Below are 14,977 nucleotides of genomic sequence, written 5' to 3' on the forward strand. Positions count from 1 at the left end.
GCTGTCAGCACGGTCGTCCTGGTGATCGGACCGTTGCCCCGACCGGTGGCGGCGCGGTCGGGCCGCCGGTCTCCCGCGGGAGAGTTCGGGCGGCGGATCGGAACGTCGGCCATCTTCGGATGCCTCCTTCGTCATCGGAATCTCCGATGGTGTCATGAGTGTAGAGCTACATTGTTGACATATCGGCACAGTTCGAGCCCTACCGCCGCGGCATTGCTCGGGCTCGGTACCGTCGGCAAGGCTCTGTCGAGGGGACGGCCGCGAATCCCAGCCCATGAGTCGAGTTCAGCGGATCGATCGCGCAGGACGTTTGCCGCCCATCCGGGGTCGCGCCGCCAAGTGACCACCAGTCCGGCTCCTGAGGCGACGAGGCTCGTGGTCCGTAGGATGAGCATTGCTCATTTCTAGTTGGATTGCAGGCAGGAGGGGTGCGATGCCGTCGAAAGCGGTCGGCCAGCGCCGTCGTCCGACTCAGGAGCGTGCCAAGGCGACGAGGGAGCACATCCTGGATACCGCGGCGCGATTGTTCGGGGAGCGCGGTATCGCCGATACCTCGACCAACCGGATCGCGGCGGAGGCGGGGGTGAGCATCGGTACGGTCTATCGGTATTTCGCTGATCGTGCCGTGCTGGTCGAGGAGCTGCTCGCGCGGTTGCTCGAGACGATCGAGCGGCGGTTCACCCAGCAGGTGTTCGGCCTCGCGGACAAATCGGTCCAGCAGATAATGATCGACGTCCTGGAGACGATCACCGCGGAGTTGGTCGAGAACGCGCAGTTGGTGCGCGCGCTGGTGGCTGGGGTTCAGTTCTACAGCAGTGGTCTTCCAGAGTTCGAACCGCGGCTTCGTCTGCTGGTCAAGGTGGTATTGATCCAGGTTCTCGGCCCGGGTGACGACCACGAGTACGACATGATGACGTTCGTCATCATCAATACCGGCTTCGCGGCCGTGCTGCGCGCTTCCGCCTTGGATGTGGACAGCCGCGAACGCAGAGAGGCGATCGAGATGACCGCCCGGATGATCGGCGCCTGGCTCGAAGCCGAAGGCAAAGCTGTCACCGTTCGACCGGCAACACGTGCTCGGTGATGCCGGACGTGTTCCCGCACGCAAAAGTGAGTGGGTAACTACTTTCGTGGGTGCGAGGCTCGAAAGATCTGCGAGGCGTTGGACATAACACCTGGTAGAAGTTTTTTCTTTGTCGCCGATCTGGCTGCTCAGAGCGGAGTAGCAGCTGAGCGATCGCTCGGATTACTGTTTCTGTGCAGAAGCGAACTGCCGATGACACCGAGGACGTTCGCGCGGTCGGCGTCTCCCCGGCGGCTGTAGCCCGACGTGAGGTGACCGCGGCTCTATGGTGACGAGGAGGCCACACGTGACTGTCGAGAGCATCGCCCCACCTGAACTCGATATGCCGGCTCCGCTCAACACACCCGCGGTCGACGATCTCCGCGGGTTGGCTCGTGAAGTGGTCGGCCACCTGGTCGATTCAGCCGCGCCCTGCCGGACGACGGCCGACACCGACTTGACCGTGGTGGTGCGGACATGCCTGCAGTGGGCGATTCAGCGCTGGAATGGTGCGGTGTTGCCGGACCGCATCGCCGCTCTGGATGCCGCGGCGGCGCGATGGGCACGCGAGGAGATCCCGATCGGAACTGTCCAGCACGCGATTCATGCGGGGTTCGCCTTCGCGCTGGACAGGATGTTCACCGCACCAGGCCAGGCAGGCCGTGTCGACGTCAGGGCGGGCACCACCTCGGTGCTGGAGGTTCTGCATCTGGCGACAGCGGCGGTCAGCAGAGCCTACGTCCGGGCGTGCAAGGTCACGGCCGTCGAACACCACACCTCGGTGCATACCTTGACCTCGGCGCTGCTCGGCGGCCACGCGACGTCTGCGATGGCCCGCCAATGCGGCATACCGCTGGCCGACGAATATTTCGTGCTCGCGCTCGCGGTACCGGAGCACCCCGACGAGAATCGTCCTCATCTCGACAGACAGGTGGTCGCGCGGCGCAAGCTACGTCGCCTGCAGGCCGCTCTGGCCAGCTTGTTCGGTGCGCGGGCGCTCTCTCTGTTGTCGGTCGACGGCGGCACCATCCTCGTTCCCTGCACTGAGACGACCGCCGCGGATCTGGACGATGTCGTGCGGACGCTCGCGGACGCCGCGCGAGTTCCGGTCACCGCGGCCGTCGCCTCGGCCGTGCCCGATGAGGTGTCCGCGGCCGCTGTGCGAGCGCATGAACTCCTCGATACCGTGGAACAGCTGAGCCTCGGGCCCGGTCTGCACCGATTCACCGAGTTGGCGCTGCACTATCAGTTGACCCGTTCCGGAGTCGGCCGCGAGGCGCTGTGCGGCCGGCTTGCTCCGCTGTTCGAATATCCACACTTGCTGGAGACCTTGCAGGTGCACATCAGCACCGACCTCAATCGTCAGCGCACCGCCCGGCAGTTGCATATTCATCCGAACACCATCGACTACCGGCTCCGGCGAATCACCCAGCTCACCGGTCTGGACCCCTCCGACGCAAAAGGGTTGTGGTACCTGCGCTCAGCGCTGGTCGCCTGGACCGCAGGCGGCCGGCGCGGGTATACGATGCAGGCCGCCGCGCCGGAGTAGGGTCGCCGCGGGGTCTGGACCCGCGTTCACGCGTCGGGTCGTCGTCCACCCCGGGATCGTTCGATCGCCTGCCCGATCTCGGTCGCGGGGGGCTCGTGGTAGAGCCACTCGCGTGCGAGCTGATGCCAATTGTTGGTGGTGTGGAGCTGGCCGAGAGTGGCGAAGGTGAACAGGTCTGCGCGGCGGGAGAAGACGTGCTCGGGCGGGAGCAGTTGGTGGTGCATGCCGCGGAACTCGGCGGCGCGCGGGTCGACAGCGAAAGCCACCGCGGCAGTGGCGACTTCCGGAGTGATCGTGATGTGCTCGTCGAGCAGATGCCATCCCGCGGCGGCCCACACGTACTCCAGGCATTCCTGCGCGGTGAGGTCCGCATTCGAGTCGATGATGCCGCGCCCGGCCCACGCCTCGTACAGGTCCTGGGCGCGGTGTTCGCAGGCAGCCCGCAGACCCGCGCGTTCGAAGTCGACGTGAACGGGGTCCATGCGCTTGTAGAGCCCGAAATCGACGAATGCCAGCCGACCGTCGTCGGCGAGCAGGATGTTGCCCGGGTGCGGGTCGCCGCAGAACTCGCTGTCGCGGAACAGCGAACTGATGTAGAAGCGGTAGATCAGCTCGCCGATACGATCACGTTCGGCGGCGGGCAGGGTCTGGACGTGCTGGAACGATTTGCCTTCGATGAGCTCGGTCACCAGAACATGCCGCGTGCAGTGCTCTTCGACGCTGTCGGGGACGGTGATGAACGGATGGTCGCGGTAGCGCATCGCCACCCGGTGCTGGATGCGGGCTTCGCGGGGGTAGTCGAGCTCCTGGCCGATGGTGCGGGAGATCTCGTCCAGTACCGCGCTGTCGCCCGCGCTCGGCAGGGCGGATCTCCACAACTTCGTGAGCAGTTCCAGGTTGCGCATGTCCGCGTCGATGGCCTTGTCCACGCCGGGGTATTGCGCTTTGACCGCGACTGCCCGTCCGTCACGCAACCGCGCCCGATATACCTGGCCGATCGAGGCCGCGGCGATCGGTGTCTCGTCGAAGTCCGCGAAGACACGGCCCAACGGCCCCAGATCGTCCTCGATGACTCGCCGCATCACTGCGAAAGGCACCGTCGGCGCGCGGTCGCGGAGTTCGCCGAGTTTCGTCCGGAACAGTTCGCGGTGCGATTCGGGGAAGAGGTCGACATCGAGAACCGACAACATCTGGCCCAGCTTCATCGCCGCGCCCTTCATACCCCCGAGCACGGTGACGATCTGCTGCGCGGTCTGCAACGTCGCACGCTCCGCGAGAACCTGGCGGGCTTCCTCGGTCCTTCCGATCATCGACAACCGCGTGCCGACAGTCCGCACCGCCTGTCCCGCAGCCAGCCGGCCCAGCCTGCCGCTGCGTGCCATCCGACCTTCGGGCACCCGACCGGTCACCGTCAGCACCTCCATGACATCAACCGCGGACCAGATCGTTGCCCCGAGGCCACGCACTCTGCACCGCTCGCCGATCACCCTCCCGAACCGGAAGTCAACGGTCAAGGGCGACCTTCGATCTCCGTGTCGACCGGACCCGGACAGACCACGGGCACCGGTTGCGTGCATCCTGATACCGCTTGGGAGAGTGGCGTCTTCGTGATCGCGGATTTCGCCACCGGCGAGTGGTTGCGATGGCACGATGTGCGTGCGTCAGCATATTCGTTCAGCGTGACTTTCTCCCGGATGCTCAATTCCCTGCCCGAGTAGGAGATTCGAATGGTGACCATCATCGGCGGAGGGATTGCCGGGACCGTCCTCGGCGGCGCCCTCGCCCGCAGAGGCGATCGGGTCACGCTGTACGAGCGGCAACCGCGCGACGCCACCGGCGGCGCGTTCCTGTTCATCGACGAACGGGGCCACTCGGTACTACGCGACCTCGGCATCGACGACGACGCGGTGAACGAAGCCTCCTATCCGGTCGGCGCCCTCGAATACGTCGGCAGCAACGGCCGCCACGCCGCGATGAGCCGCGGTCATCGGTTCTGGCTCCGCAGCTCGCTGATGGAGGTGCTCAACGACTTCCTCGCCACCTCAGGCGCTGATCTCCGATACGACTGCGGCATCGCCGACGTGGCCGTCGACCAGTCCGGGCGATGCCGGATACAGCACGCCGACGGCTCATCGAGCACCACCGATGACATCGTGATCGCCGCCGACGGCATCGACTCCGTCGTCCGGGCACGCCTCGAACCCGACCGCGCCCCCGTCTACGCCGGAGACATCGTGCTCTACGGGATGACCTCCACGTCGGTAGAACCGGACACCGAACCCCGGATACTGCACTTCTTCGCCGAGCTGGACGCCACCGGGGCAGCCGCCAGCACGTTCGGCCACATCTGGCGGCCCGGACACGCCGCCCACTGGTTCATCCGGATAGCCCGCGCTCCTCTGGACGGCCCGGACGACGCGGGCGTGCGCCCCACCAGCGAGTGGACCGACACGGTCCTGCGGGCCACGCCATCCATCAACGACCTGGTCGGCCCCCTGCTCGACAAGACCGACTCCGTCCACGTCAGCAACGCGCGCAACGTGCCCCTCGCCGCCGCCGCCCAGCCGACGTTGCCGCTCCTGCTCATCGGTGACGCCGACCACGCGATCACCCCCGCGGCCGGCGTCGGCGCGCGCGACGCACTCGAAGACGCACACGCCGTCTACCGCGCTCTCACCACCGGCGGCTGTCCCGCCGAGGCAATGGCTGTGCGCCGCACCGAAATAGTCGACGACAGGCAGCGCGCCGCCCGCGGCCGCGCCGACGTCTCCCGGTAGCCCGACGAAATGGCCTCGGTCGACTCGGGGGCCGAGTCCGTCATCGCGCCCGGGCCCTGCCTCTATCGGAGGGTGATTGCCGCGAAATGGCAATAGTGGCACGGGTTTTCGTCGTCGATTGATAGCATGCGAACGGCCGCCGGGCCAATACATCGGCAGCAGGCAGGGGCGATCATGGAAGTGGCGGACGTTCACCACTCATATGGCAGGCGGTTGGTGCTGCGTGGCATCGACTTCGTGTTGCCCGCGGGAGCGCTGGTGGGAATTGTCGGTGAGAACGGGGTGGGCAAATCCACCTTGTTGAAGGTCCTCTCCGGAGGGCTGCGACCGGACCGGGGAGTGGTTCGGCACCGTGGGAGGTTCGGCTACTGCCCGCAACAGGTGGTCCTCAACGACGCGTTCACGGTTCGGCAGCACCTGGAATTCTTCGCCGCGGCCTATGCGATCCCGGACCTGCGGCGGGCCGAGAAGACCATGGAGATCCTGCGTTTCTCCGAGTATGCCGGTGAGCGGGTCGCGACGCTGAGCGGCGGCACACGGCAGAAGCTCAACCTGACGCTGGCGGTGATGCACGATCCGCAGGTTCTGCTGCTCGACGAGCCGTACCAGGGTTTCGACTGGGAGACGTATCTGCGTTTCTGGGATCTGGTCGCGCAGTTCCGCGACACCGGTCGCTCCGTTCTGGTCGTCTCGCATCTGGCCCACGACACCGACAAGCTGGACCAGGTGTGGCGGCTGCACGACGGCGTCCTACAAGGAGTACGGCAGGAGGCAGGATGACCGACGGTGTGCGGCTGTTCGTGATCGCCACGCGGTACGGCCTCGTCGAGCATGCGCGCAATCGGTTCGCCATGCTGTTGGTGGCTGTCTTCGTCCCGATATTGATCACTCTGGTGCGCGTGGCGGTCACGGATGTCGAGGTACCGTTCCGGCTTCGGGACACCGGTCTCGTCCTGCGCGCCGATGGCAATGAACTCGCCCAGATCAGCGGCGCCCTCACCGCGGTCTCGCTGATCATCGGGTTCATGATGTTCGCGGCGACTTTCAGCAGCGGAGCATTCGACCGGCGTCTGTCGATGGCCGGATTTCCCCGGGTCGCGCTGGCTCTGGCGAAGATCGCCTGCCTGGTGGTGGCCTCGATGGTGGTCTGCGCGTACGCCACCGCTGTCATCTGCTGCTACTGGGCGCCCCGGCAGCCCGTCGTACTCGCTGCGGCGCTCTTCTGCGCGGCGTTGACCTACGGGGCCCTCGGTGTCGCCCTCGGCGCGCTGCTGCGCCGCGAGGTGGAGGGGATGTTCGCCATCGCGATGATCAGCTGTGTCGACCTGGCCGTGCAGAACCCCATCGCCAGCGCCGGGGCGGACAGCGAATTCGTGCGCTGGCTGCCCTCCTACGGGGCGATGCAGGCTTCGACCGCGGCCGGTTTCTCCGACACCACGCCGTTGGGGGGTTTCGCCGTGCAACTGGCCTGGTTCACCGCGTGCACCCTCGTCGGACTGGTTGCATTCCATCTGCGCACCCGCTCGTCGCTTCGACCTACGACGTGGATCCGCTTCCCTGGACCGACGAAAGCCCGGCAGCCGGTGAAGAACTGAGGGAGTGTCCCGCGCGTCCACCTCGGTGAATCACGCGGGCCACATCCTGCTTCACCCGCTGCGGGACTTACGGCACGGCAGGAGCCGGTTCGGCGGCCGGGTAGTAGTAGACCTCGCGGCGCAAGCGTTCCAAGTCCGGCGCCGCGGAAACCGCGGGACCGGAATTCTGCTCGTACCGATCGCTCTCACGCGCCCAGAGCCCGACGCGGGTCATGTTCGTGTAAATCTCCGCGTAGTCCTTCCCCTTGCCCGACAGCCCGGGAAGCACGCGCAAGAGGGCGGGGACGTAGCGGAGCAGCGCCTCGAGCTGGGCGCGCTGATCCGCCACCTGGCGCTGCACCTGCTCCACGGCTTCGCCGCGGGTGCAGCCGGTCTCGTGACGGACCGCCCTGACCAGGTTGTAGGGGACTTGGTCGGCCTCGTCCTGATCCAACCCCGCGAGGTCGTTCTCCACGAAGGTCACCCAGAAGGCGAGTTCCTCGAGACGGCGGATCACGGGGTGGTTGCGCAGCTGCGACGGCAGTTCCCGGCCCTGGTGCACCTCCATGCAGGCGAGGGCGGTGTCGATCCCGCTGGTCGACATCCGCAGCGGCAGGTAGTCGGCCGTGGGCGGGATGTAGCCGTTGATGCGATGGTGCGCTTCGCGTTCGCAGGCTTCGCACCAGTCCTCGAGGCCGTCGAGGAACTGCTCCTGCCAGCGGGTGCTGCGGCCTTCTCGCAGGCGCGGCCACAAACTCGCCCACGCCGTCGGGATCGCACCGGGCCGCCACGGTTTCTCCGGGTCCTGGCGCAGTGTCGCCACCATGCCACGCTTCAGCGCGGTGATGGCCGCGGGGTCGGTCAGTTGCGGATCCTCGAACAGGTCGTCCCATGCAAGGAGCAGCACCGCCATGCGGTAGGCGGTCTGTTCGACGGCCGGAGATATCGCTGGGGCCCAGTGTCGCGGGATCCGGATCGCTCCTATCCACCGGTGGTAGTCGGCCTCGCCCGGGGAGGCGACGAAGCCGGTGTCCACCATCCAGCTCCGCAATGATTCCGCGACCTGCGGCGGGAGGACATCGCTGTGCGCCTGGGGTGTCTGTGTCGACTGCTGGGGAACCGCGGGGCCAGGCGTTCTCCGGTCGAGTACGGACCCGGCGTAGGCGGTCATCGCGTGGCGGGTGCGCGTGTCCACGGGCAGGGCGGCGAGCTGACCGGCGGCCTGGTCGAGGAACTCATCGGCTTTCGCTCGTGCTTCGTCCACGGCGCCGGAGGCGATGACGAGCTCGCGCGCATGTGCGGCTTGCTCACGCGTCATCGCTCTGCGCAGCAGGCGGGCAAGGTCGTCGTCGCGGGCAACGGCGCGGATCACGGGGAGGGTGTAGATGCCCTCGGGCAGATCCGTGTTGACAGGCTTGCCCGCTTCTTCGGAGGTCGAGGTCAGGTCGAGGATGTCGTCATACAGCTGGTAGGCCAGCCCGAAGTGTCGACCGAACGAAGCCAGCGCCTCCTCCTCGTCCTCGGAGCGGCCGGCCTGCATCGCGCCCACCCGGCAGGCCAGCGACAGCACCGCCGCGGTCTTGCCGTCGATCGCGTCGAAATAGGACCGCTCGTCGCGGGACGCTACGTAGAGGTCGGCGGCCTCGATCACCATCCCCGCGCACATCTGCTCACCCGCGATCGCCCCCGCGAGAACTTCGCGCGAGCCGAGTTCGGCCAGCATGCGCACGCTCGTGAGTATCACGGAGTCTCCGCCCAATACGGCCATATGCGAACCCCAGACCGCGTTGGCACTGGGACGGCCTCGGCGCTCGTACGCGTGATCGACGACGTCGTCGTGGTAGAGCGATCCCAGATGCAGCAACTCGACGGCGGCAGCGGCCCGCACCACCCGGTCGTCGGCCGGGACCTCGGGGTCGGTGAGCAGGTAGTACGACAACAATGTCAAGGTAGGGCGGACCAGGCGGCGGTATGTGTCGGCCCCGTCGTCGGTGAGCGCGGCCAGCTCGGGCCTGCCCCGCAACTGCACGGGGCCGAGGACGTCACGGACGCGGTCGAGGTCCGCATCCAGATGGGGGAAAACAGCCGAATCGATCTGACGTGGCACGCGCGCACTCCTGACTGGTTACACCGGTCGACTACAACACCAACGATCAACGGCAATTCGACACCACAATCACGCGGAAAGTGTTGGTATCGGACATTTTTGATGCGACACTAGGGTCGATGACAGCGCACAGGGCAGTGACAGCGTGGGCAACCCCGGCTGGCAACCGGGGTCTACCAGGATCTCTCGAAGCCACTCCCGCAGCGGTGGGTCACATGTCGGGGGTGGCGATGCGTGGGGGCGCGAAGCCGCGGTCGACGGTCGCGGGATTCTCGCCCCTTTCGGTACGGTTCGGTTGCGATGAGCGAGGGTTCCTCCGCGGCTCTTCCGCCCCACCGGAATGTCGGTGGGGTGGAGTAGGCAGGTGCTATGACTCGATCCACCACAGCTCCGGACCCCTCCCGGCCCACCTCGGGTCCGCGCCTGCTGGACGTCCGTCGCCTGTGGGCCGAACCGGACGCGCTGGCGAGCCCGCGCGGGCAGCAGGTGCGTGCGCGTTTCCCCGACGCCGAGATCATCACCGTCGCCTCGCACTGGAATATCGACCAGCTGCACGGCAACGCGGGCAACGTCGACCGCTGGGTCCGGGTCAAGACCGAGGACCTCGTGCTCGGGGTCAAGAAGTCGCTGACGGCCCGGGAGAACGGTCGCTCGGCCGACTGGATCGCACCCTCGACGTCCAACGGCTGCGCGATGGCGTGCGCCTACTGCTACGTCCCCCGCCGCAAGGGCTACGCCAACCCGATCACGGTGTTCACGAACATCGACAAGATCGTCGGCTACCTCGAGCGTCATGTGCGAAGGCAGGGGCCCAAGACCGTGCCGAACCAGTGCGACCCCCACGCGTGGGTCTACGACCTGGGCGAGAACAGCGACTGCTCGGTCGACGCCCTCGTCAGCGACAATGTCACCGATCTGATCACGGCGTTCGGCGCGTGGCCCACCGCGAAGGCCTCGTTCGCCACCAAGTACGTCAACCGCGACCTGCTCGACCTCGACCCCCGCGGCCGGACCCGGATCAGGTTCTCGCTTATGCCGGAGGCCGACGCCCACCTGCTCGACCTGCGCACCACGCCGATCCGGCAGCGCATCGCCGCGATCGACGACTTCGTAGCAGCCGGCTACGAGGTGCACGTCAACTTCTCGCCCGTCGTCGTCCGCGCCGGCTGGGAAGAGGACTGGGCGGAGCTGCTGGAGCAGCTCGCCGACGGCACGGGCTCCGCCTTCAAGGCCCAGGCCGCCGCGGAGATCATCATGCTCACCCACAACGAGCAACTGCACGAGGTCAACCTCGGCTGGCACCCGAAGGCCGAGAACCTCTTGTGGCAACCGCCGATCCAGCAGGCCAAGCGCTCTCGAACGGGCATGTGGAACGTGCGTTACCGCAACAACGTCAAAGCCGCGGGAGTCCGGACTCTGACCGACCTCATCGCCCAGCGGACGCCCTGGCTGAGGGTGCGCTACGCGTTCTGAGCCGACGAGCTGCCATCGCCGAACGGCGTTCGGGTCGAGCGATCAGTGATCTGCGTCACTCTCTTGTCACGATGCTCGCTCGGGCGGTGTCTCGATGCTCATCGGCGCCGAGAAGGTGGCCCGCTACATCACCGGCGGTACCGGCAAGGTCAGGATCGAGGCCGTACTCAGTTGCGAACCCATCCTCGTCAACGGCAACCCGGCATTGGCATTACGCCTGGACGGCGTGCTCGACGGCATCATGGCCTTCCATGTCGAGGCCGATCGCATCACCGGCCTCTACTTCGTCCGCAACCCGGAAAAGCTGACCCGCGTCGAGTCCGAGACACCGCTCACCCTGCGCTGAGTACCCACCGTCACGGCGCTACGGCGCAGCTGTGTCGAAACCGAAGTAGACCTGGATGGTGGTGCCGTGCTGGGTGGTGTGAATGCGTACGAGGTCGGTGAGATGGTTGACCAGCAACAGGCCGCGACCGCCCGGCCGGAAGGAAGCCGCGGGCAGGCGGCCCGCCAGCGGATCGGTGATGTGGCCTTTGTCGCTGATCTGGCAGCGGAGCTGGTTCTCGTCGGTCCACATCGTCAGCGTTCCGTGCCCGCCGCCGTGGACGACGGAATTGGTGGTGGTCTCCGCGACGACCAGCTCGAGATCGATCAAGCGGTTCTCGGGCATGCCCGCGCGGCGGGCGTAGTCGGTGGCCTGGTGCCGGACCTGGGCGAGTGACGTCGCGTCGAAGGCCACGCCGGCGGCGGTGGCCGGTGGGGGCGGGAGCGGCCGGTTATAGGAGTCGACGATGTGGTCGGGGTCGTACTCGGCGCTCGTTCGCCGGCCGGTGCCGTCGATGAGGACGGGATGAGTGGCGTGCGCGTCGGCCAAGACCTCGGGTGACAGGCGCTCGGTGTCATAGGGACACAGGATGCTCACTTCCCGTCCGGTGAACGCCGCGTTGATCAGAGCTTCGTGCTGAACGCACGCCGGATACTCCAGCGACGAGCGTCCGGCCCAGATGGGTTCGCCGATGATCCGCACGCGTCCGGACGGGTGTTCGTCCGCGAAGGCGCGAAGCACTCCGGGAATGATGCGGCCCGGGTTGCGGCCTTCGACGGTCATGTCCATCAGGCGGACCGCGTCGGCGTCGGAACCCAGTTCTGCGCGCAGAAGGGCCAGGTTGGGGCCGGGAACCGCCACCGCGACCGGTTCGTCGTTCGCGAGCCCTTCGCGGATGAAGCCGATGGTGCCCGCGAGGTATTCCTCCGTGTCGCGGTAGAACAGCGCAGGGTGCACGAATGGGTCGGTCGGATCGCAGGCGGCCGACGCAGCGCCAGGAATGCTCATGTGTGCACTACCTCGATCGTGTGTAGGGAGGGCCAGAACACTCCGAGGACACGAAGCATCATCGCCGGGGGCCGATGCACCACGATTCGTCGTGCCTGCGGTGACCGAGTGGCGGTTTCTACCAGAATCGAGGTTCCGTAGGCATCGATGAACGTCAGCTCGGACAGGTCCAAGTGGACGTCGTGGTCCCCGGTGGCCAGCTCCGCCAGAGCGGAGCGCCAGTCATCGCGGGTGGTGAAGTCGACCGCGCCCGCGCACCGCAGGCCGGCGGGACTGCTGGTCCGAGACGTCCGGAGAGTCGACGGACCCGAGGTCGCCGTACTACTCCCGGGTGTGGCCGACGGCGCGCTATCCACTGCTCACCGACCTCCCATTGGCCATCACCGACACGACGCGCAGGATATTACGCGTCCGTGCGCATCGGCCGGGACGCGGCTCGGCGCGAGTAGCCGCAGGTGCCGTGGGTACACCGCGGGACGGATTGCGGCGGCGATCGGTGTGCGGACGATCGATCCGAACCATCAGAGCTGTGGGAGCACCTGGGCGGCAATGAGTTCGACCGAGTTCGGTCGACCACAGGCCCGTGATGATGGCCAGTTGCACTTCGAGCCGGGCGAACCTGTCCTGCGGGAACGGGATGCCGTAGGCCGCGTGCTCCTCGGCGAACCAGCCGCCGCCCAGGCCCGGCTCGACCCGGCCGCTGGTCCACTCGGGCGTGCGGTTCGGTGACGACGCGTAGCTTCATGCCGGCCATCATCCCTCGGGCTCCGCGGCGAGCATGGACGAATCCGGTCCCGCCCATAGGAACCGCCGGAAGCGTTGTCACGGAACAGTTCTCGGTGGATTCGCAGCCTCGCGCCTTCCCGGCTCTCCATGAAATATGACTGCGGTGGTGTGTCCGGAATGTGGTAGGTTCCGCTTGTTCGTGTCGATCGGTAGCAGTATCGGAGGTGGGTTGATGGCGGCGCGCGAAGCCGTTGCCGGGCAGAGCGTCCGGGTACTCCCCACGCTCCGGCCAGCGGCCTGACTCGTATTCCGTTCGCCGCCGCGCGAGTCGCCGCGGCGCCCTACACGAACACGAAGGAATTCTTCCTACGATGACGATTCGTCAAACCTGGATGACGCGTGCCGAGACCAGCGCCGATATCCCTGTCATCCGTCGGATCGATCTGGCGGCCTTCGACACCGCACTCGAGGCCGACCTGGTCGAGGCATTGCGCACCGACCCGGCGTGGATCGAGGGCCTGTCCATCGTCACCACCGATCACGACGGCGCACCCGTCGGGCACGCGCTGCTGACCCGCTGCCACATCGGTGACACTCCCGCCTTGTGCCTCGGCCCGGTGGCCGTGTGGCCGGAGCACCAGAACACCGGAGCCGGTACGGCGGCGATACGTGCCGCCCTACATGCCGCGGCGGAGCAGGGTGAACACTTCGTCACGGTCCTCGGGCACGCGGATTACTACCCCCGGTTCGGCTTCACCCGTGCCTCCGCGCACGGGATCGGCCTGACCATCGAAGTCCCGGACGAGGCGATGATGGCCCTCACCCTCGATACCCGGTACCCGTTGCCCAGCGGGACCATCCGCTACGCCGCACCGTTCGGCATCTGAGTTGTTCACCGTGGGGCTGTCACGGCCCCACGGTGAACCCGAAACCCGACGACGCGCGTCCAGGCGCCGCCCGGAAGCCGGTGACACGACCCCGCCCATGAGGGTGCGTTCGCCGCCCGGTTCAGCGCCGATAGCGCGGGTATCCGCCGCCCTGTGGTGGATTCGTTGCGACGGGCTGTGAGCACGCCCTTGCTGTTCTTCTTCATCCTCGGTGACATCCTGGGCGCGGGCGTCTATGTGCTGGTCGGGGCCATCGCGCGGGAATCGGTTGGCGCGGTCTGGCTGCCGCTGCTGGTCGCGCTCGGTCTCGCCTGTCTCACGGCAGGCTCGTATGCCGAGTTGGCGACCAAGTATCCGAAGGCGGGCGGCTCGGCCCACTACACCGGCCGGGCGCTCGGACCGGCGGCCGGATCGCTCGCCGGTTTCTGCATGCTCGCCGCGGGTGTCGTGTCCGTGGCGGCGCTGAGCAGGGCCTTCGCCGCGGACTACCTTCGTGCGCTGGTGACGTTGCCGACCGTGCTGGTCGTAGTGGTGTTCCTCACCGTGTTGGCATTGCTCAACGTCTATGGGATCAAAGAGTCCCTCGGCGCGAACGTCGCCGCGACGCTGATCGAACTCGGCGGGCTCGTCGTGGTCATCGGGCTCGGAGCGTGGGTGGTCATCCGGGGCGACGCCGACCCGGGCCGGCTCGCCGAGTTGGGGACGGCGCAGCAGGGCGCTGTCGGTGCGACCCTCGCGGGTGCGGTCCTGGCCTTCTATTCGTTCGTCGGGTTCGAGACCTCCGTGAACCTGGCGGAGGAGGTGGCCGATCCGCGCAGATCCTATCCGCGAGCGCTCTTCGGGGCGCTGCTCACCGCCGGTGGCGTGTACTTGTTGATCGGGCTGGTGGCCGGTGCGGTCGTACCCACCGATCAGCTGGCGAACTCGAGCGGTCCACTCCTCGAGGTGGTGCGACTGGCCGGGGGTGTCCCGGAGAAGCTGTTCGCGGTGGTCGCCTTGGTCGCTGTGGCGAACGGGGCCCTGCTGACCGGCATCATGGCCTCGCGGTTGGCCTACGGCATGGCCCGCGAGGGGCTGCTTCCGAGCGCGCTGGGCCGAATCCTGCCGGGACGCCGGACGCCGTGGGTGGCGATCGGGGTGACCGCGGCTGTGTCGCTGCTGCTGGCGTCGACCGGGGAGGTCGCCTCGCTCGCCGAGACGTTGGTGTTGTTACTGCTGGTCGTCTTCGCGGCAGTCAACGTGTCGGTGCTGATCTTGCGGCGTGAGGGCGAGCAAGCGGAGCACTTCCGAGTGCCCACCGTCGTGCCCTGGCTGGGCCTGGGTTCCTGCTTGTTCCTGTTCACTCGGATCGACGGGGAGGTGTGGCTGCGGGGTGCGATCCTGATCGGCGTCGGGATGCTGTTGGCTGCCGTGAACGCGGTCCGTGCGCACCGGTCCCGGGTGGACGGTCGTGGCGCCTTTCCGGCGAGTCGATGCGCATGAGGATCC

Annotated in this window: 13 protein-coding genes; 9 read left to right on the forward strand and 4 right to left on the reverse strand. The window is 67.2% G+C overall.

All coding sequences use genetic code 11. From position 1 onward, the window contains the following. The first annotated feature begins 433 nt into the window (after nt 1–433). Together GVY39_RS31510 and GVY39_RS31515 are read left to right on the forward strand one after the other, a co-directional pair. A complete protein-coding gene (locus GVY39_RS31510; protein ID WP_159930604.1) occupies nt 434–1,084 on the forward strand; it encodes a TetR/AcrR family transcriptional regulator in 651 nt (216 codons plus the stop codon). A gap of 286 nt (nt 1,085–1,370) precedes the next feature. Continuing rightward, nucleotides 1,371–2,612 (forward strand): CdaR family transcriptional regulator, encoded by a 1,242-nt coding sequence (locus tag GVY39_RS31515; RefSeq protein ID WP_236565777.1) that lies wholly within the window; start codon nt 1,371–1,373, stop codon nt 2,610–2,612. A 26-nt stretch (nt 2,613–2,638) separates the two neighbouring features. Here GVY39_RS31515 and GVY39_RS31520 read toward each other — a convergent pair whose 3' ends face one another. Further along, nucleotides 2,639–4,021, reverse strand: coding sequence for an AarF/ABC1/UbiB kinase family protein (locus GVY39_RS31520; protein ID WP_195071411.1), 1,383 nt, complete (start codon nt 4,019–4,021; stop codon nt 2,639–2,641). A 318-nt stretch (nt 4,022–4,339) separates the two neighbouring features. Between GVY39_RS31520 and GVY39_RS31525 the strand changes: the two genes are divergently transcribed. The 3 genes from GVY39_RS31525 (at nt 4,340) to GVY39_RS31535 (ending at nt 6,984) form a co-directional block, all read left to right on the forward strand. Continuing rightward, nucleotides 4,340–5,389: an NAD(P)/FAD-dependent oxidoreductase gene (locus tag GVY39_RS31525; protein ID WP_159930606.1), complete on the forward strand. Its 1,050-nt coding sequence runs from the start codon at nt 4,340–4,342 to the stop codon at nt 5,387–5,389. Between the two features lie 174 nt (nt 5,390–5,563). Further along, nucleotides 5,564–6,169 (forward strand): ABC transporter ATP-binding protein, encoded by a 606-nt coding sequence (locus GVY39_RS31530; RefSeq protein ID WP_159930607.1) that lies wholly within the window; start codon nt 5,564–5,566, stop codon nt 6,167–6,169. Beyond that, entirely contained in the window at nt 6,166–6,984 is an 819-nt protein-coding gene (locus GVY39_RS31535) for an ABC transporter permease (RefSeq protein WP_159930608.1), read from the forward strand. The genes GVY39_RS31530 and GVY39_RS31535 overlap by 4 nt, the downstream gene beginning before the upstream one ends. A 67-nt stretch (nt 6,985–7,051) precedes the next feature. Here the strand turns inward: GVY39_RS31535 and GVY39_RS31540 are convergent, their stop codons facing one another. After that, a complete protein-coding gene (locus GVY39_RS31540) occupies nt 7,052–9,070 on the reverse strand; it encodes a polyprenyl synthetase family protein (protein ID WP_159930609.1) in 2,019 nt (672 codons plus the stop codon). 369 nt (nt 9,071–9,439) lie between these two features. Between GVY39_RS31540 and GVY39_RS31545 the strand changes: the two genes are divergently transcribed. Further along, nucleotides 9,440–10,543: a spore photoproduct lyase family protein gene (locus tag GVY39_RS31545; RefSeq protein WP_159930610.1), complete on the forward strand. Its 1,104-nt coding sequence runs from the start codon at nt 9,440–9,442 to the stop codon at nt 10,541–10,543. Nucleotides 10,544–10,637: 94 nt separating this feature from the next. Further along, a complete protein-coding gene (locus GVY39_RS31550; protein ID WP_159930611.1) occupies nt 10,638–10,889 on the forward strand; it encodes a hypothetical protein in 252 nt (83 codons plus the stop codon). Nucleotides 10,890–10,907: 18 nt separating this feature from the next. Here the strand turns inward: GVY39_RS31550 and GVY39_RS31555 are convergent, their stop codons facing one another. Both GVY39_RS31555 and GVY39_RS35460 read right to left on the reverse strand, forming a co-directional pair. Next, nucleotides 10,908–11,876 (reverse strand): sensor histidine kinase, encoded by a 969-nt coding sequence (locus GVY39_RS31555; RefSeq protein WP_159930612.1) that lies wholly within the window; start codon nt 11,874–11,876, stop codon nt 10,908–10,910. Next, nucleotides 11,873–12,232: an STAS domain-containing protein gene (locus GVY39_RS35460; RefSeq protein WP_159930613.1), complete on the reverse strand. Its 360-nt coding sequence runs from the start codon at nt 12,230–12,232 to the stop codon at nt 11,873–11,875. The genes GVY39_RS31555 and GVY39_RS35460 overlap by 4 nt, the downstream gene beginning before the upstream one ends. 741 nt (nt 12,233–12,973) lie before the next feature. Here GVY39_RS35460 and GVY39_RS31570 point away from each other — a divergent pair. Both GVY39_RS31570 and GVY39_RS31575 read left to right on the forward strand, forming a co-directional pair. Then, nucleotides 12,974–13,489, forward strand: a complete 516-nt coding sequence (locus GVY39_RS31570; RefSeq protein WP_159930614.1) for a GNAT family N-acetyltransferase — start codon at nt 12,974–12,976, stop codon at nt 13,487–13,489. A gap of 177 nt (nt 13,490–13,666) precedes the next feature. Beyond that, the gene (locus GVY39_RS31575) at nt 13,667–14,971 is read left to right on the forward strand and encodes an APC family permease (protein ID WP_236565778.1); all 1,305 of its coding nucleotides are present in this window, start codon (nt 13,667–13,669) and stop codon (nt 14,969–14,971) included. Nucleotides 14,972–14,977: the final 6 nt, after the last annotated feature.

Source organism: Nocardia sp. CY15, assembly GCF_009829295.1.
Lineage (GTDB): Bacteria > Actinomycetota > Actinomycetes > Mycobacteriales > Mycobacteriaceae > Nocardia > Nocardia sputi.